Genomic DNA, 17,134 nt, shown 5'->3' on the forward strand with positions numbered 1-17,134 from the left:
GGGATTCCACTTGGCAGCCCCTGCCTGCCCCTCATGATCCGGCGATGAAATCCATGCCGGTCCGCCTCGTCTTGCTCGTGACGCCGCTCCTCGCGAGCCTGGTGGTGGGGCAGCTCGAACCCGGAGTCCCGCAGGCCACCCAAGAGGGGCCGATGGCCAAAATCCTGGCCGACTTCCGCAACGGCGACCACGCCGAAGCCGTCGAAGCTGCCGCCAAGCTGGCGGAGCAAGGCGACCCGGACGCGTTCTTCGTGCTCGGATTCGCCGCGGAAACCGGCCAGGGGGCCCCCCTGTCCCGCGAAAAGGCGCTCGAGTTCTACCAACGCGCCGCCGAGGGGGGGCATCTCGAATCGAAATACCGGCGCGCCTTGATCCTCCTCCACTCGGCGGACGCCGATGAAAAAAAGCAGGGCCGCGCGGCGCTCGAAGCCGCGGCGGAAAGTGAACCCGGCATGGCCGGGCGCATCCTCGGAGAGGCCTGGCTGCAGGGCGTCGTCGATGGCGACCGCGACGTCGACCAGGCCATCGACTGGTGGATCCGGTCTTCGGAAAGCGGCGACTCCACCTCCGACCTGTTGCTGGCGCGGCTCTACTCGGGTGAGTTCGGTTTTCCCGAAAAAAACGATCCGGAAAAGGCCCTGCAACACATCCGCAAGGCCGCGGAACGGGGTAACCTCGGAGCCTACGTTCCGCTGGGTTCGCGCCTGATCGAGTCGGACGAGAAAAGCACCCGCGAGGAAGGCCTCAAGTGGCTTCACAAGGGCATCGAAAACGGGCAGACCCTCGGCTTTCTCCTCCTCGGCGCCTATCAGGAAACCCAGGAGAAGGACCTGGAGTCCGCCTATCAGACCTTCCTCACCGGCGCGGAGAACGGCCAGCCCGACTGCATGCTCGCGGTGGCACGGTTTCTCATCAAGGGCCAGGGCATCGGGAAGAACGAGGCTGCCGGCGTCGAGTGGCTGGAAAAATCGGCCGAGGCGGGGAATGCCCATGCCCACCTCGAACTCGCCGGCATGCTCGGTGGCCGGGAAAAGCCCGACCAGTCCGCCATCCACCAGCACCTCCTGTTCGCCGCCAAAGCGGACCTGCCGATGGCCCAGAACGCCCTCGCCCTCCTCTACTTGGCGGACGACCTCGGCGGGTCCGATCCCGTCGCGGCGGCTGCGTGGTTGCTGCGGGCTTCCAAGTCCGGCTTCGCCGCCGCCCAGTTCAATCTCGCCGCCCTTTACGAAAAGGGGCTGGGTATCGAGCAGAACCTGCCGCTGGCGACCGACCTCTACTCCCAGGCCGCCGGCCAGGGCCACGCCCAGGCCACCACCGCTCTGGCCCGCATGCACGCCTTCGGGGTCGGCATGAAGCCCGACCTTTCCCGCGCCTGGACGCTGGCGAAAATCGCCATCGATCGCGGCGATGCGAATGCCTCCAAGCTGCTCGAAACCCTGGACGGTCAACTCACCGGCGATCAGCTCGAAACCGCCAAGGCCGACTACAAGCGCCTCTCCGCTCCCAGCCACGACGACTGAGACGTGAAAATCCTCATCACCGCCGGCCCGACCCGCGAGCCGCTCGATCCCGTCCGCTACCTGACCAACCGGTCATCGGGGAAAATGGGCTATGCCCTCGCCGCGGCGGCCGCGCACGACGGCCACCAGGTCCTGCTCGTCTCCGGCCCCACCAACCTCGACGTGCCCGACGGCGTCGATTTCCTGCCCGTCGAAACCGCCGCCGACATGTATGAGGCGGTGGAAAGCCACATCGGGCGCATGGACGCCGCCATTTTCGCCGCCGCCGTGGCCGACTACCGGCCCGCCACCGCCGCGGAGCAGAAGATCAAGAAATCCGCCGCCACCCTGACCCTCGAACTCGTCAAGAACCCCGACATCCTCGGCTCCTGCCGGGGCGAGTTCGGATTTACGGGATTTCTAGTAGGTTTCGCCGCGGAGACCGAGAACCTCGCCAGCCACGCCCGGGCCAAGCTGGAAAAAAAGGGCTGCGACCTCATCGTCGCCAACGACGTCTCCCAACCCGGCATCGGCTTCGATTCCGACCGCAACCAGGTCCTCCTCGTCTTCCCCGACCGCATCGAGTCCCTCCCGGAAGACGACAAGCACCACCTCGCCCACCGCATCATCCAGCTGATGGACCGCCGATCATGAAATCGGCAGACGGGGCACCAAAAACGCTCCGGGAATCCCCTGATCCAAGGTCGCCAACTCCGCGCCGTGGTGGCTAGCCAGCGCCAGCAGATGAGAATCCGTCGTTCGCGACGCCCCATCACACCACTCGGGCCATCCTCCGGCGGATGAAATGCTGTCGGGAACGAACTCGTGTCTTTCCCCCAGCGCCTCGATCAAGCCGCGCAGCACCTCCGCAGCCATCGCCACCGGCAGGCGACCCGCAGTTCGCTGAACCGACACCCTGACAAATCCCAGCTCCGGAATAGCCGAGGTCAAGAGCCTCACCGACCTGCGTCTCATGCCACTTTTTACCCAAGCGGTGACCCGTCCGTGATCCTCATGGTCCGCCCAGCCCCAGGCGACCAGCACGTTCACATCGAGGAGATAAGCTTTCATGGGAAGTCAGCCAGCATCGCTTTCACCGACTCGCTCGTCAGTTTCCCCGAAGCTCCGGAAAACACTCTGGCGCCCGTGTTCGGACAAGTTTCGAGGGCGAAACTTTCCGCCGGGCCCGCATGTCCGATCGCACGACGCCTCAGATACTCGGAAAGGCTCAGCTGCTCACGTTCCGCCAGCAACCGGATCATCCGATCCTCGTCCTCGCTCACCTTGAACGTCAGTGTCTTCACGGGTGATACGGTAACACCCACTTCCGCTCCCGACAAGCTTGTCGGAAAACTTGCTTTGAACCCGGTGGATCCGCGGCCCACCCTCCCCCCGTGACCGATCTCGAACTCACCGTCCATGCCGCCGTCGAGGCCGGCAAGCTCCTCAAGCAGCACTTCGGCGACGAAGCCGCCGTCGATGAGGCCACCCACCACGACATCAAGCTCGCCCTCGACAAGGAGTCGCAGAACCTCATCGAAGGCATCCTCCTCGGTGCCCGGCCCGATGACGCCTTCTATGGAGAAGAAGGCATCGGCGGGAACGCGGAGTCGAACCGCCAATGGATCGTTGATCCGATCGACGGCACCGTGAATTTCTACTACGGCATCCCCCACTTCTGCGTCTCGATCGCCCTGCGAGTCGATGGCGACGTCGTCCTCGGCGTGATCCACGATCCGATCATCGGCGAGACGTGGACGGTCGAAAAAGGGAGTCAGCCCCAGCTCAACGGCAAGCCGATCGCCTGCTCGAAGCGCGAAAAACTCGAGGAATGCGCCGTCTTCGTCGGCTGCGGAAAAGACGAGGAGGCCCTCAAGGTCGGCCTCGAACGTTTCCGCAAAGCGTCGCTGCGCGCCCGCAAGATGCGCATGATGGGCAGCGCCGCGCTCGGCCTCGCCTACATCGCCAGCGGCAGGCTCGACGCCTACGTCGAGTCCCGTATTTCCCTCTGGGACATCGCTGCCGGCAAACTGCTCGTCGAAGCCGCCGGTGGAAAAGTCACCCTCCAGGAAAACCCCGGCTCCACCGACTCCTGGGCCATCGTCGCCACCAACGGCCTGATCCCCATCGAGGAAATACTCTAAGATCGTGGATCGCAGATGGCAGATCGTCGATACCCCTGCAACGCTTTCATCTGATCTACCATCTACCATCTACCATCTACCATCTCCTCCCATGACCGGTCTCGGCTACGACATCCACCGTTTCAAGGAAGGCCGCCCGCTGATCCTCGGCGGCGTGGAAATCCCGCACACCCACGGCCTCGATGGCCACTCCGATGCGGACGTGCTCTCCCATGCCATCGCCGATGCCGTTCTGGGCGCAATCGGCCTGCCCGACATCGGCCACTGGTTCCCGCCGGGCGACCCCGCCTGCAAGGACATCAACTCCCTCGAGATTCTCGAAAAGGCCGCGTCGCTGATCCGCGAGAAAGGACACAGCCTGGTCAACGTCGATGCCACCCTGATCGCCGAGGCGCCGAAGGTGCTGCCGCACCGCGAAGCCATGCAGGCGAACATCGGCCGGGCACTCGGCCTGCCGCCGGAGCGGGTCGGCATCAAGGCGACCACCAACGAACTGTTGGGCGCGATCGGCCGTCGCGAAGGCATCGCTGCCATGGCCGTGGCACAGGTCGATTGAACACTGCCGCCTTGCCAAACCCTTCGGCGATCCGTAGTTTCCCCGTGTGCATCCCAGCCGGCCCGACCGACCCTTCCTTGCCGCCTGGCTCCGCCGCACGCGCAAGCAACTGGCCCCGAGCGGTCGTCTCAGCGAACTCGCGCTGATCCTCTCACGGAAAGAGGGCGGCACCCCCGGCTTATGGTCCGACTGGCTCCGCCGTGTCCTGGATGAGGAGATCTCGCCCACGCTCGACGAACTCACCGCCATCGACCTGCTCCTCGCCCGGCCCAAGCCCGCCGCAGCTCCCGATGGCGGGCTGTGCCTTTTCTGAGCGCGCAGCGTTTCTCCTCGACGCCCCACCCCCGCGATTCCGACACGAAGTAGAATGGGGCGGCGGGCATCGACCGCCGGGCTGGAGTTGGGAGCGGGCCTGATCGGAGAGTCGCTTCGAGGTCGGGCGGGCCGTCTTTTCTGTGAAGAAAAGCTGCGGCGTCGATTGGCTGGAGGCTGGGCTGACCCTCTGTGGCGAGTTTCCGTGAAATGAAAGCTGCGGGCGTTCCTGGCGGCTGGGATTGCCTCTTTGGCCGGCCGGTCTTTTTGTGAAATGAAAGGTGCAGGCGTCCGTTTTCTGGTGGCTCGGCTTGCCTTTCGCGGCGAGCTGTTTTGGGGAGGCTGGGCTTGCCCTCTTTGGCCGGCAGTTCTTTCCGTGAAGAAAACGCTGCGGGCGTCGATTTCCCGGAGGCTCGGCTTGCGCTTCTTGGCGAGCCGTTCTTTCCGTGAAATCAAAGCTGCGGGGGCCCATTCCCTGGAGGCTGGGCTTGCCGTCTTCGGCTGGCGTTCTTGCCACGAACTGAAAGCGGTACGCGTCGATTTCCTGGCGGCTCAGCTTGCCTGCTTAGCGAGCCGTTCTTTCCGTGAAATGAAAGCTGCAAGGGACCCCAAGGGACTCCACCGGAACGCCGGCTGCCGCTTCCCCGCCCGGCGGTCGATGCCCGCCGCCCCCTACGGCCCCGCCGCCCCTCTGCGATGCCGGCGCCCCCTTTTATCCCATGAAATCCAGCTTGCCGTAGCGCGCTTTCAGCACTGGCTCCGACTTCGCCCGCAGGCAGTCCTCCAGGACGGTCGCATACACCTGGCGGAAATCGACGGCGTGCTTCAGGTCGCCGGCATCGAGATCGGTCAAGCTCGGCTGGCTGCCGTAGAGCCCGCCCTTTACCCCGCCGCCGGCCACGAACAGGCACGAGGCCTTGCCGTGGTCGGTCCCCTTGCTCGCGTTTTCGGACACCCGCCGGCCAAACTCCGAGAAAGTCATCAGCGTCACCCGGTCCGCATTTCCCTGCTCGCGCAGGTCGGCAAAGAACGACTTCAGCGCCCGGTCGAGCTGCCCCAGCAGGCGGTCGTGTGAGTTGATCTGCCCGTTGTGCGTGTCGAACCCGCCGTGGCTCACGTAGTAGACCCGCGTCGGCATTTTCCCCGCGATCATTCGCGCCACCATGTTCAGGCTCCGCGCGACCGGTGTACCCTCGTAACGGACCCGCGTCCGGTGCTTTGCCGCCACCTCCAGGATCTTCTTCGAGGAAACGCGGGCATCCATCGCCACCCGCTCCAGGAAAGCCAGATTCGTCTCCCCTGCGATGCCGCCGGGCCGTCCCACCGGCGGCTCGTCGATCGAGGCGCCATCGACCGCCTCTTCCGGCGAGTTCAGCGACTCGAAAAACCGCTCCGCCTCCGCCTTCTCCCCGCCGCCGTGGATCCAGCGGTAGAGCTCCGGCGAACTCAGGCAGACGCCGGGGTTCCTCAGCGCGCCGAAGGACTCCGGCTGCGTCTTGTTCAGCGAAATGCCCACCGTCGGGTCGCTGCCCGCGCAGGCGTTGTCGAAGTAGCGCCCCAGCCAGCCGGTGTTCGACCGCGCCCGCGGGTCCGCCGTTTCCCACACCGACGTCGAGACGAAGTGCGAACGGTTCGGGTTCGGATAGCCGACCCCCTGCACCACCGCCAGCCCGCCCTCGTCGTAGAGACCGCCGAGAAAGGGCATCGCCGCGTTCAAGCCCACACCATCGGAGAGGCGGATCAGCTCCTTCTCCTGCTTCGCCAGCTGCGGGCGGGCCTTGAAATAGGCATCATCGTGGTATGGCACCACCGTGTTCAGCCCGTCGTTTCCGCCGGCCAGCTGAAGTACGACGAGGATCGTATCATCCTTCCCCGTCACCGGCTGCACCGCCAGGTCCTTCGCACCGACATGCAGGTCGGCGAAGGTGCGCTCGACGAACAACGGCACCGTCCAGCTCGCGGATGCGCCCAGCAGGGTCGATCTCAGGAATTCCCGTCGTGTTTTCATGATACCTCAGCAGAGTTGGTACTGCGGCGTGCTCATCATCAGGTGGCACAGCTCGGCGACTTCGTGGTTGGTGAAAATGACGCCCTTTTTCGACTGGGCGTAGTCGATGAAGGCCGCGCGCTGCTTCTCGCCGGGATCGCCTTGGAAAAAGCGTTCGACCAGCGCATCGACGAGCTTCTCCGGATCCTCGCGCAGCGGCCGCGGCGCGATCGTTTCGAAATCCGGGCCGTCCCAGCGCCGCATCGACCGCTGGACCAACCGCGCCAGCATCCGCCCGCCCTGGCCCTGCTCCGCCCCCGCCATCATCATCTCCTCCGCCTCCTCGCCGCCGCGGGTGCCGCGGGCATCCGCCGAGCCATCCGCCGAGCCGGTCGTGACCACGCCGGCGACGTTGTAGCGGCTGAGCAGCGTGTTGGTATTGATCCAGGCCCGTCCCCAGTCCCAGCCCGCGACGTTGGGCGGCATGAAGAGCACCTGCCCGAGCTGGAGCGACACCGAGGCGAAGTAGGCATCGGGCAGGCCGTCGATTTCCAGCTCCTGGCACATCTGCGCGAGAAACTGGACGGGGCTCTTGATCTGCCCGCGGATCACCGAGGGATCGTAGAACACCTTGGAGAGGAAGATCTCGCGCAGCACCGCATCGACGCGGAAGCCGCTCTCGCGGAAAGTCTTCCCCAGCTCTTTCACCACCGCGGCAGGCGGTTCGTCCTCGACGAAGTAGGCCCACAACTTCGCCGGCAGATGGCGGGCCGCCGCATCCTGCTCGAACAGCAGGTCGATCAGGCCGTCGCCGTCGAAGTTCGCCGTTTTGCCGAAGACCGTCTTTTCCCCGCCATCCCACTGGCGCCGCGCATGGAATACCTCGCCGGTCCGACGGTCCAGCTTGTAGCCGGTGAAAGCACGGGCGGCTTCGTGGATGTCCTGCTCGGTGTAGTTGCCCTCGCCGAGCGTGAAGAGCTCCATCACCTCGCGGGCGAAATTCTCGTTCGGCTTGCCCTTCCGCGAGGACTGCGTGTCGAGGTAGAGCATCATCGCCGGATCCCACAGCACGGCATGGGTCAGCTGGCGGAAGTCACCGAGCGCGTGCTTCCGGAACAGCTCGTTCTGCTGGAAAAGCAGGCCCGCGTCGCGAACCTTCTGCGCGGAGGTGGCGAAGTGGTCGTGCCAGAACAGCACCATCTTTTCGCGCAGCGGTGAGCCGGAGTGGCGCATCCGATCGAACCACCACGCGGCCAGCTCCGCCTGGCGCTGGCGGTTCGTGCGCTGGAATTGCTGATTCGCCTCCCGCCGCGCCTTTTCGCGGTCCGCCTCCGTCATCCCCGGCACGGCCTCCCGCAGTTCGCGCATTTTCTCGAAGCGTTCGCGACCTTCCTCGCGCCATCGCTCCGGCCGCGTCCACGACGGGGCGGCCAGCGACGGATTCTCCGCGGGGTGAAGCAAGGCTTCGACCGCCTCCACCCGGCCGAGCGCGTGGATCCGGGCCACCTCGGCCGGCGAACCCCCGAATCCGGCCCGACGCATCAGGTGGGCGGCTTCCGTCGGGGTCCAGGGTGTCGTCGCTTTCGGCAGCATGGCGGTGGCTTCGGGTTGCGATGAGCTGCAACCCCGGGCTCCTCGATCGGTTGCGTGGCCACCCGGTCCCTCCCGAGCCCATGAGACAAGCAAAAGCCCGCCGCCCCGGAATGGGCGGCGGGCATGAAGGATCCGGGCCGTGGATCGGTTCCGATCAGGCCTTCCGGCGGCGGCGAAGCAGGCCGAGCGCGCCGAGCGATCCGAGGAGGGTTGCCGCCGGCTCCGGCACCACGGCGCTGATCTGGGCGTTGCTGGCATTCGCGCCGAGCGCGTTGAGCTGCGCCACCTGGGCGGCGGTCACCGCATGGTCATAAAGGCGGAAGTCGAGCATGCTGCCGGTCGCGCTGTTGTCCCCCCAGGGGGCTCCTCCCGCGAGACCGATCTGGGTCAGGCTGGAGAGGTCCAGGCCGGGAACCGAAATCGTCGCCGAGAAGCTGTTGGTGGTATTGAAGCCAGCCAGGTCCGTGGACGCGTCCTGGTAGTAGGTGAGGTCGGTGCCATCGTAGGTGATCACCCAGTGGTGGGAGCCATTGTCGAAGTATTGGCCACGAGCCAGCTGCTCGCCTCCGGAGGTGCCCCCGCCAATGACCGCGATCGACGAGGGGTAGGGCGAGCCGCCGCGCGCAGGGGTTCCCAGCACGTAGTTGCTGGTCGTCCCGTCGCTGAAGGAAAACGCCGTCGTGAAGGACGAACCGCCGAAGGAATAGTTGGTCCAGAGCTCGATCGTGAACGCACCGTTCATTCCCGCCACCGTGGAGGCGGGCAGGCCCACGCCGTTCTGCGGCAGTCCACTGCCGTCGAGTTGACCGAGCACGTTGGTCGTGTTGAGCGACCCGCCGGTGATGGTGGCCGAGCCATACAGGGTGCCGTCCGCGGTTCCAACGATGTCGGTGGCCAGTCCGTCGGTTTCGAAATCATAGCGGTGGACCAAGGCAGCAGGCGAAGCGGAGGCCATCGCGACCAAGGCGCTGGGAACGAGGTACTTGTTCATGGGTTTCGGGGTTTTTGCGGGTTTGATCGCCAAGTCATCCCCTGGCGTTCCTCCGATCCTATGAATGAATCGTTTCTTTTCCATACCCCGTTTGAGGTAATCGGCGGGTGAACGCAGCAAGCCTTCCCGGGAAAAATACGCCGAATGCCGTCAATCCCGCCTTGCTCCGGCGGGTTCTCTTTCAGTCCATTCCACCCCGTCCGATGATCACCCCGACCCCTGAACTCCTCAGCCCCGCTGGAAACTGGGACTGCGCCCGTGCCGCGGTCGCCGCCGGCGCGGACGCGATCTTCTTCGGTCTCCCCGCCTTCAACGCCCGGCTGCGCGCCGACAACTTCACCGACGAGGACCTGCCCGCGCTGATGGCCTTCCTTCACCAACATGGCGTGAAGGGCTTCGTGACGATGAATACGCTCATCTTCACCGGCGAGCTGGAGGCCGCCGAGGCGCAGCTGCGGAAAATCGCCGCCGCCGGGGTCGATGCGCTCATCATCCAGGACCTCGGGCTGGCGAAGATGGCCCGCGAGATCGCGCCGGAGGTCGAGCTCCACGCCTCGACCCAGATGACGATCACCGCCCCCGAGGGCCTCGCCTTCGTCGAGAGCCTGTTTCCACTCGAGCGCGCCGTGCTCGCCCGCGAGCTGTCGCTGAAGGAAATCGACCGCTTCGGCCAGCCCGCCAGCACGCCGCTGGAAGTCTTCGTCCACGGCGCCCTGTGCGTCGCCTACTCCGGCCAATGCCTCACCAGCGAGTCGCTCGGCCAGCGCTCCGCCAACCGCGGCGAATGCGCCCAGGCCTGCCGCATGCCGTACGAGCTGGTGGTCGATGGCGAAACGAAGGACATGGGCGAAGTCCGCTACCTGCTCAGCCCGCAGGACCTGGCCGTGGTCGACCTCATCCCCGACCTCATCCGCTCCGGCGTGAAGTCCTTCAAAATCGAGGGCCGCCTCAAGTCGCCGGAATACGTCGCCGCCGTCACCCGGGTCTATCGCAAGGCCATCGATGCCTGTGGCTGCGGCGGCCCGCCGCAGGCCGTGGAAGCGGCGGCCCGCCGCGAGCCCGTCATCACTCCCACGGACCGCTATTCGCTGGAGATGACCTTTTCCCGCGGTCTCACCACCGGCTGGATGGGCGGCACCGACCACCCCTACCTGACCCACGGTCGCTTCGGAAAAAAACGCGGGCCTTTTCTCGGCACCATCACCGAGGCCCAGAACGGCTGGATCCGGCTCGACGTGCCCCCCTCGCAGCAGGTCCCCCCGCTCAAACCCGGCGATGGGGTCGTCTTCGACGCCGGCGAAAACCGCGACCTCGAACAGGGCGCCTCCATCTGGAAGATCGAGAACGACCGGATCATCTTCCACCGCACCTACAGCGGCATCAATTTCGACCGCATCCGCCCCGGCGTCACTCTCTACAAGACCTCCGATCCCGCGCTGGAGTCGGAGATCCGCCGCTTCTGGCAAAACGCCAGGCTCACCCCGAAGCGCACCCCTCTCCACCTCACCGTCTCCGGAAAGCCCGGCGAGGCGATGATCCTCAGTGGCTGCCCCGGCCCGGGGCAGGCCGTGGCGGCCCGCCGCGAGGTCCATTCCGCCACCCCGCTCCAGCCTGCCGCCAAGCATCCGCTCACCGCCGAAACCCTCGAAAAACAGCTTGGCCGTCTCGGCGACACGCCCTTCGAGCTGGCCTCGCTCGACAACCGCCTCGAAGGCGACTGTCACCTCCCCGTCTCCGAGCTCAACCGCCTCCGCCGCCAACTCGTCGAGCTCCTGGCCGGTTCGGAAGAGCCCGCCGCCCCGAGAGCCACCTCCGTTTCCCACCGCGACCTTCTCCCTCCTTCCACTCCGCGTTCCGCGCTCCCCGCTCCGCGCTTGTCCGTCCTCTGCCGCACCCTGCCGCAGGTCGAAGCCGCCCTTTCCGCGGAAATCCCCACCATCTACTGCGACTTCGAAGACCCCCGCCGCTACAAGGACGCGGTGGCCCTCCGCGCCGGATCGTCCACGATCCACCTTGCCACCCCGCGCATCATCAAGCCCGGCGAACTCGGCTACCTGAAGCTCATCGAGCGCGCGGAGCCCGATGGCCTGCTGCTGCGCAACCTCGCCGCGCTGCACCACTACCGCGACCGCAGCGACCTCGTGAAAACCGGCGACTTCTCCCTGAACGTCGCCAACCCGATCACCGCCCGGCTCCTGCGCGAGGCCGCCGGGCTCGACCGGCTCACCGTTTCCTACGACCTCAACATCGGCCAGGTTCTCGACCTCCTCGGCGCCGCTCCGGCCGGGTGGTTCGAGCTCACGCTCCACCAGCACATGCCGCTCTTTCACATGGAGCACTGCGTTTTCTGCACCTTCATGAGCTCCGGCACCTCCTACAAGGACTGCGGCCGGCCCTGCGAAAAGCATGTCGTCCACCTGCGCGACCGCGTCGGCCAGCTCCACCGCCTGCAGGCCGACGTCGGCTGCCGCAACACCCTCTTCAACGGCCGCGCCCAAACCGGCGCCCGCTTTTTTCCCGCCCTGCAGGGGACCGGCCTGCGCCACTTCCGCCTGGAGCTGCTGGATGAAGATCCCGCTGCCGCGGAAAAAACCATCCGCCTCTATCTCGACCTGCTCACGGGCCGGATCCAGCCTGGAGAACTTGCCGCCGAAGTCGCCGCCCAGGAAAAACTCGGGGTCACCGAAGGCACGCTCGCTTCCGCCCGCTGAGGGGTCTCCGAAAAGCAAAATACGCGCAGCGCACGCGAAAATTCTTCGACTTTTTCGGGAACAATTGTAGGCCGAGGTGTTCTCACTCTCTAGAAACCGGCTGGCAGCTGGTTTCGATACCGACCGAATCCGACCACCAAACTTCAACCCACCACTGAATATGACCCTGATGTTCCGTTCCCTGATCGCGGCATGCTTCTGCCTGCCGATGGCCTTCGCCGATTGCGACAAATGCAAGGATGGCGACAAGGATGAAACCCTCGCCGCGGTGAGCGCCAAGTCCTGCGAATGCAAGAAGTGCGCCTGCGATTCCTGCGCTTGCGGCGACGAAAAGAAAAAGGAAGGCGAAGTCCTTGCCGACTGCGACAAGTGCAAAAAGGGCGATAAGGATGAAGAAACCGTCCTCGCCGATTGCGACAAGTGCAAGAAGGGTGACAAGGACGAGGAAACCCTCGCCGGCTGCGACAAGTGCAAGGACGGCGACAAGGATGAAGAAACCGTCCTCGCCTGCGGTGATGACGAAGACGAAACCCTCGCCGGCTGCGACAAGTGCAAGGACGGCGACAAGGATGAGGAAACCGTCCTCGCCTGCGGTGACGACGAAGACGAAACCCTCGCTGGCTGCGACAAGTGCAAGGACGGTGACAAGGATGAGGAAACCGTCCTCGCCTGCGGTGATGACGAAGACGAAACCCTCGCCGGCTGCGACAAGTGCAAGGACGGCGACAAGGACGAGGAAACCCTCCTCGTCGCCTGATCGGCGTTTCCTCTGAACTTTTCCAAAAGCCGTCGGCCTTCGCGCCGCCGGCTTTTTTCATGCCCCCGCCTCCCGACTTTCCGTTTTCGCCTTCTCTTTCGGACGAGGTAAAAGCGCCCCTCCGCCGCCACCTTACGCCTCCCGCTTGCCGGACGCCGTCCGGTGGCCTCCGGGCCGCCCAGCCGCCCTCCGGACGCCGTCCGATCGCCACCTTCCCGGCCCGTCCGGCTCTGGACGCCGTCCGGTGGCCTCCGGGCCGTCCAGCCGCCCTCCGGACGCCGTCCGATCGCCCCCTTCCCGGTCCGTCCGGCTCCGGACGCCGTCCGGTGACCTCCGTGCCACCCAGCCGCCCTCCGGACGCCGTCGGATCGCTTCGCCGTCGCCCAGACCGCCACCGGACGCGGTTTTTCCGAGTCATTCCCGGCCAGGAGGCGGGTTGGCGGGGCGTCAGCTTCCCCGAGGTCGCGATCAGCCGCCGGCGGCGCTGCGTTTCAGCTCCTCGATGAGCACGCGCGCCGGGGCTTGCGGTTCGTTTCGCCATCCGGCGGACACGCAGATCGGCTGGGGGTCGGGATGGAGGGAAAGCAAGGTCAGCCCCGGCAGCGAACGGTCCGGGCCGCGGTCGGCCATCAGGGCCACTCCGATTCCCGCCTGGACGGCCATCGAGAGGCTGCTGAGACCGTCGAACTCCCCCACCACGCGGGGCGAAATCCCCTGCTCGGCGAAAAACGCACCGACCCGCCTCCAGTAGTCGGGATAGCCCTCGCGGGCGAACATGAGGAGGCTTTCCTCCGCCAGTTCGGAAACCGCGACACGGTCGAGCTTCGCCAGGCGATGACCCAGCGAGACGGCGAGCCGGAGTTCGCGCTGGAGCACGGGCTCCCAGTGGATGCCGGCTCCATCCGACGGGTCGGGCACGGTGACGATCAGGTCCAGATCGCCCTCCTTCAGTGCATCCTTCATTTCCGCCGTGGAAAGGTCGGAAAGCTGCACCCGCACCCGCGGATGAAGCTGGCTGAACCGCTCCAAAGCCGGACCGAGAAGGTCGCCCGCCAACGACGGCGAGTAGCCGACCCGCAGCGACTCGCCGAGGCCGGCGGAAACGACGCGCTGCCGGACCTGGGCGCCCATGGCCAGCCACTTGCGGCCATCCCGCTCCAAAACCCGGCCCGCCGGCGAGATCGAGACCGAATGCGCCCCGCGTTCCAGCAAGGGAACCCCCAGCTCTTCCTCCAGCGCTTGGATCCGCCGGCTCAGCGCCGGCTGGGTGAGCCCGAGTTTCCGCGCGGCGGCGGTGATCGAGCCCGCATCGACGACCGCCAGGAACGCCCGCACCAGCTTGGAATCCATGGCTCCAGCCTGCGGCCGGCTTGCCGGTTCGGCAAGCTCCCGGCATGCATTATTCGCATGCTCAGCTTCCACAGCATGCATTGGCGTTGGGCTGAGATCCGCGGCAGCATGGGCTCATGAAAACGACCGCACCGTCCCTGACGATCCGCCGCTCCAGCGAGCGCGGCCATGCCGACCACGGCTGGCTGGACAGTCACCACACCTTCTCCTTCGCCAACTACTACGACCCCGAGCACATGGGCTTCCGCTCGCTGCGGGTAATCAACGAGGACCGTGTGGCGCCGCACGGCGGCTTCCCGGAGCATCCGCACCGCGACATGGAGATCTTTTCCTACGTCGTGGCCGGCCGCCTGGCCCACCGCGACAGCATGGGCCACCGGCGCGAGCTGGAGCCGGGGGAAATCCAGCTGATGTCCGCCGGCCGCGGCGTGACGCACTCGGAGTTCAACCCCTCCGCCAGCGAAGCCGCCCATTTCCTGCAGATCTGGATCCAGCCCCGCCAGCGAGGCCTCGAACCGCGCTACACCGAATGGAAACCCGAGCCCGCCCGCGAGTCCGAGGCGAAGGTCCTCCTGATCTCGCCGGATGGCCGCGACGGCTCCGCGACGATCGCGCAGGACGCGGAGGTCTACCGGCTGCGCCTGACTCCCGGGGCCACCGTTTCGCACCGCCTCGCGGATGGCCGCGGGGCGTGGATCCAGGTCATCGCAGGCGTCCTCGAGGCGGGCGGCGCGACGCTCCACCCCGGCGACGGCGCCTCGACCGAATCCGCGGGCACGCTCGACTTCACCGCCGGTGGCGAAACGGTCGAAGCGCTGCTGTTTGACCTCGGCTGATTTCTCTCCTTTTTCCCTCCAACCACTCCATCGACTTCATGAAACACCTCGTCACCACCCTGACCCCTGCCGCGCTCGCGGCCTTCGCGCTGGTTTCCTGCGAGAACCCGGCGGACAAGACCACCGATGCCACTGTCAAGGACGCCGCCCCGGCCGCCGCGACGAACGGCACCCGCTACGTCATCGCCGATGGCTCCACGATCACCTTCGTCGGCTCGAAGGTCACCGGCAGCCATGACGGCGGCTTCAAGGACTTCGACGGCTTCTTCACCGTCGGCCCGGACGGCGACGTGACCGGCGGCACCATCACGATCGACATGAACTCGACGTGGACGGACACCGACAAGCTCACCGAGCATCTCAAGTCGGGCGATTTCTTCCTCGTCGGGACCCATCCCGAGTCGAAGTTCACCATCACCGGCGTCGAGAAGACCGGCACCGGCTACGAGGTCTCCGGCAACCTGCTGATGCGCGGCGTGGAAAAGAACGTCACTTTCCCCGCCACCGGCAGCAAGGACGGCGATGCGATCAAGGTCCAGGCCGAGTTCGACATCAACCGCAAGGACTGGGGCATCGTTTACGCCGGCAAGGCGGACGACCTGATCCGCGACGAAGTGGTGATCCGCTTCGACCTCACCGCCGAACCCGAAGCCTGAACGACCATGCTCCACTCACCCCTCCAACTGGGCGGCCTCGAGCTGCCGAACCGCATCCTGATGGCGCCGCTGACCCGCTGCCGTTCCGGCGACGACCGCGTGCCCACCGACCTGATGGCCACCTACTACGCTCAGCGTAGCTCGGCCGGCCTGATCTTCACCGAGGCCACCTCCATCTCGCCCCGCGGGGTCGGCTACCCCGGCACGCCGGGCATCTGGTCCGACGAGCAGGCCGAGGCGTGGAAAAAAGTCACCCGCGCCGTGCACGAGGCCGGCGGGCGGATCGCGCTGCAGCTGTGGCACGTCGGCCGCATTTCCCACCCGATCTACCTCGATGGCCAGCCGCCCGTCGCGCCGAGCGCGATCGCGCCGGCGGGGCACGTCAGCCTGGTGCGCCCGGAAACGCCCTTCCCCACCCCGCACGCGCTGACCGTGGAGGAGATCGCCGCCACCGTGGACGACTACCGCCGCGGCGCCGCCCGCGCCAAGGCGGCGGGCTTCGACGGGGTGATGATCCACGGGGCCAACGGCTACCTGATCGATCAGTTCCTGCAGGACTCCAGCAACCACCGGACCGACGAATACGGCGGCCCGATCGGGAACCGCCTGCGTTTCCTGCTGGAGGTCGTGGATGCGGTGGCCGAATCCTGGGATCCCGGCCTGATCGGCGTGCACCTGGCGCCGCGCGGCGACACTCATGACATGGGCGACTCCGACCCGGCGGCCCTTTTCACCGCCGTGGCGAAAGCGCTGGCGGAAAAGAAGATCGGCTACCTGTCGGCGCGCGAGCACCACCACGCTCCCGCTCTCGGCCCGACGATCCGCGCCGCCTTCGGCGGTCCCTTCGTCGCCAACGAGGCCTTCGACGCCGCGTCGGCGGAGCGTGTTCTGCAATCCCGCGAGGCGGATGCCGTGGCATTCGGCAAGCTTTTCATCGCCAACCCCGACCTGCCCGAGCGTTTTGCCACGGGCGCGCCGCTCAACGAACCGGATCCGTCGACCTTTTACTACGGCGGCCAGGGCGATATCGCCGCCGGCTACACGGACTATTCCGCCCTGGACGCCGAAACGGTGGCCTGACACGCGGCTCGAATCCTGCTCAGCGAGGAGTTGGCAAGCGGACGGATTCCCCTCTAAGCTCCGCCGCCAACCTCCTCAGCACCAGCCATGACGAGCCTTCGACTCACCGTTTCCGCCCTTCTGGGATCGCTGCTTTTCGCGGCGGTCTCGTGCGTCCCGGCCCCCGGCGTCACGACCCACCGAGCCGAGCCGGTCCTCTACGAGTGGAACGACGATGGTGGACCCGGCGAGGTGAAGGTCCGCATCAACCTCACCGAACAGCGCGCCTTCTACTCCCGCGGCGGACGGCCGATCGGCTGGAGCTACGTGGCCACCGGCAAGGAAGGCCACGGCACCCCCGCCGGCACCTACCACATCACCGAAAAAATCGTCGACAAGCACTCGAACGCCTACGGCTGGATCGAGGATGAATTCGGCAACACGGTCAACGGCGACGCCAAGCCCTCGACCCCCGTGCCCGACGGCTGCCGCTACGTGGCGGCGCCGATGCCTTACTGGATGCGGCTGACGAACTACGGCATCGGCATGCACGCCGGCATCATCCCGCAGCCCGGCGCCCCGGCCTCCCACGGCTGCATCCGCCTGCCGAAGCCCTTCGCGCCGATCCTGTTCGAATCGGTCGAGGTCGGCACGCCGGTGCAGATCATCTACTGACCGGA

17 protein-coding genes are annotated in these 17,134 nt (G+C 66.4%); 11 read left to right on the forward strand and 6 right to left on the reverse strand.

Translation table 11 applies throughout. From position 1 onward, the window contains the following. Positions 1-44: 44 nt before the first annotated feature. The gene (locus ABXH26_RS11260) at positions 45-1,523 is read left to right on the forward strand and encodes a tetratricopeptide repeat protein (protein ID WP_353567169.1); all 1,479 of its coding nucleotides are present in this window, start codon (positions 45-47) and stop codon (positions 1,521-1,523) included. A 3-nt stretch (positions 1,524-1,526) separates the two neighbouring features. Then, entirely contained in the window at positions 1,527-2,156 is a 630-nt protein-coding gene (locus ABXH26_RS11265) for a phosphopantothenoylcysteine decarboxylase domain-containing protein (RefSeq protein ID WP_353567170.1), read from the forward strand. Here ABXH26_RS11265 and ABXH26_RS11270 read toward each other — a convergent pair. After that, positions 2,151-2,573 (reverse strand): PIN domain-containing protein, encoded by a 423-nt coding sequence (locus ABXH26_RS11270; protein WP_353567171.1) that lies wholly within the window; start codon positions 2,571-2,573, stop codon positions 2,151-2,153. The two genes, ABXH26_RS11265 and ABXH26_RS11270, sit on opposite strands and share 6 nt — an antisense overlap. Further along, positions 2,570-2,923 carry a plasmid mobilization protein gene (locus ABXH26_RS20590; protein ID WP_434783424.1) on the reverse strand — a complete coding sequence of 118 codons (354 nt, stop codon included), beginning with the start codon at positions 2,921-2,923 and terminating at the stop codon, positions 2,570-2,572. The genes ABXH26_RS11270 and ABXH26_RS20590 overlap by 4 nt, the downstream gene beginning before the upstream one ends. On the opposite strand from ABXH26_RS20590, the gene ABXH26_RS11280 reads away from it, so the two are divergent. From ABXH26_RS11280 to ABXH26_RS11290, 3 genes are all read left to right on the forward strand, one after another. After that, complete coding sequence (locus tag ABXH26_RS11280) at positions 2,897-3,646, forward strand: inositol monophosphatase family protein (protein ID WP_353567173.1); 750 nt, start codon at positions 2,897-2,899, stop codon at positions 3,644-3,646. The two genes, ABXH26_RS20590 and ABXH26_RS11280, sit on opposite strands and share 27 nt — an antisense overlap. Before the next feature lie 91 nt (positions 3,647-3,737). Further along, positions 3,738-4,202, forward strand: coding sequence for a 2-C-methyl-D-erythritol 2,4-cyclodiphosphate synthase (gene ispF / locus ABXH26_RS11285; protein WP_353567174.1), 465 nt, complete (start codon positions 3,738-3,740; stop codon positions 4,200-4,202). A 46-nt stretch (positions 4,203-4,248) separates the two neighbouring features. After that, positions 4,249-4,515 (forward strand): hypothetical protein, encoded by a 267-nt coding sequence (locus tag ABXH26_RS11290; protein WP_353567175.1) that lies wholly within the window; start codon positions 4,249-4,251, stop codon positions 4,513-4,515. Positions 4,516-5,226: 711 nt separating this feature from the next. Here the strand turns inward: ABXH26_RS11290 and ABXH26_RS11295 are convergent. The 3 genes from ABXH26_RS11295 to ABXH26_RS11305 all read right to left on the reverse strand — a co-directional run bounded on the left by ABXH26_RS11295 (position 5,227) and on the right by ABXH26_RS11305 (position 9,085). Next, positions 5,227-6,522: a DUF1501 domain-containing protein gene (locus tag ABXH26_RS11295; protein WP_353567176.1), complete on the reverse strand. Its 1,296-nt coding sequence runs from the start codon at positions 6,520-6,522 to the stop codon at positions 5,227-5,229. Between the two features lie 6 nt (positions 6,523-6,528). Beyond that, positions 6,529-8,094: a DUF1800 domain-containing protein gene (locus ABXH26_RS11300; RefSeq protein WP_353567177.1), complete on the reverse strand. Its 1,566-nt coding sequence runs from the start codon at positions 8,092-8,094 to the stop codon at positions 6,529-6,531. Between the two features lie 154 nt (positions 8,095-8,248). Further along, positions 8,249-9,085 (reverse strand): LamG-like jellyroll fold domain-containing protein, encoded by an 837-nt coding sequence (locus tag ABXH26_RS11305; RefSeq protein WP_353567178.1) that lies wholly within the window; start codon positions 9,083-9,085, stop codon positions 8,249-8,251. Between the two features lie 203 nt (positions 9,086-9,288). Between ABXH26_RS11305 and ABXH26_RS11310 the strand changes: the two genes are divergently transcribed. Beyond that, on the forward strand, positions 9,289-11,796 hold the full coding sequence (locus ABXH26_RS11310; RefSeq protein WP_353567179.1) for a U32 family peptidase: 2,508 nt from the start codon (positions 9,289-9,291) through the stop codon (positions 11,794-11,796). A 169-nt stretch (positions 11,797-11,965) separates the two neighbouring features. Beyond that, entirely contained in the window at positions 11,966-12,553 is a 588-nt protein-coding gene (locus ABXH26_RS11315) for a hypothetical protein (protein ID WP_353567180.1), read from the forward strand. A 468-nt stretch (positions 12,554-13,021) separates the two neighbouring features. Here ABXH26_RS11315 and ABXH26_RS11320 read toward each other — a convergent pair whose 3' ends face one another. Further along, the gene (locus tag ABXH26_RS11320) at positions 13,022-13,903 is read right to left on the reverse strand and encodes a LysR family transcriptional regulator (RefSeq protein WP_353567181.1); all 882 of its coding nucleotides are present in this window, start codon (positions 13,901-13,903) and stop codon (positions 13,022-13,024) included. A gap of 116 nt (positions 13,904-14,019) precedes the next feature. Here ABXH26_RS11320 and ABXH26_RS11325 point away from each other — a divergent pair, with 116 nt between their 5' ends. The 4 genes from ABXH26_RS11325 to ABXH26_RS11340 all read left to right on the forward strand — a co-directional run bounded on the left by ABXH26_RS11325 (position 14,020) and on the right by ABXH26_RS11340 (position 17,129). Next, positions 14,020-14,739: a pirin family protein gene (locus ABXH26_RS11325; protein ID WP_353567182.1), complete on the forward strand. Its 720-nt coding sequence runs from the start codon at positions 14,020-14,022 to the stop codon at positions 14,737-14,739. A gap of 38 nt (positions 14,740-14,777) precedes the next feature. After that, positions 14,778-15,395 (forward strand): YceI family protein, encoded by a 618-nt coding sequence (locus ABXH26_RS11330; protein WP_353567183.1) that lies wholly within the window; start codon positions 14,778-14,780, stop codon positions 15,393-15,395. A 6-nt stretch (positions 15,396-15,401) separates the two neighbouring features. After that, entirely contained in the window at positions 15,402-16,475 is a 1,074-nt protein-coding gene (locus tag ABXH26_RS11335) for an alkene reductase (RefSeq protein ID WP_353567184.1), read from the forward strand. A gap of 87 nt (positions 16,476-16,562) precedes the next feature. Further along, positions 16,563-17,129, forward strand: a complete 567-nt coding sequence (locus ABXH26_RS11340) for a L,D-transpeptidase family protein (protein WP_353567185.1) — start codon at positions 16,563-16,565, stop codon at positions 17,127-17,129. The last annotated feature ends 5 nt before the right edge of the window (positions 17,130-17,134 follow it).

Source organism: Haloferula sargassicola, from assembly GCF_040362925.1.
GTDB classification, from domain to species: Bacteria; Verrucomicrobiota; Verrucomicrobiia; order Verrucomicrobiales; family Akkermansiaceae; genus Haloferula; species Haloferula sargassicola.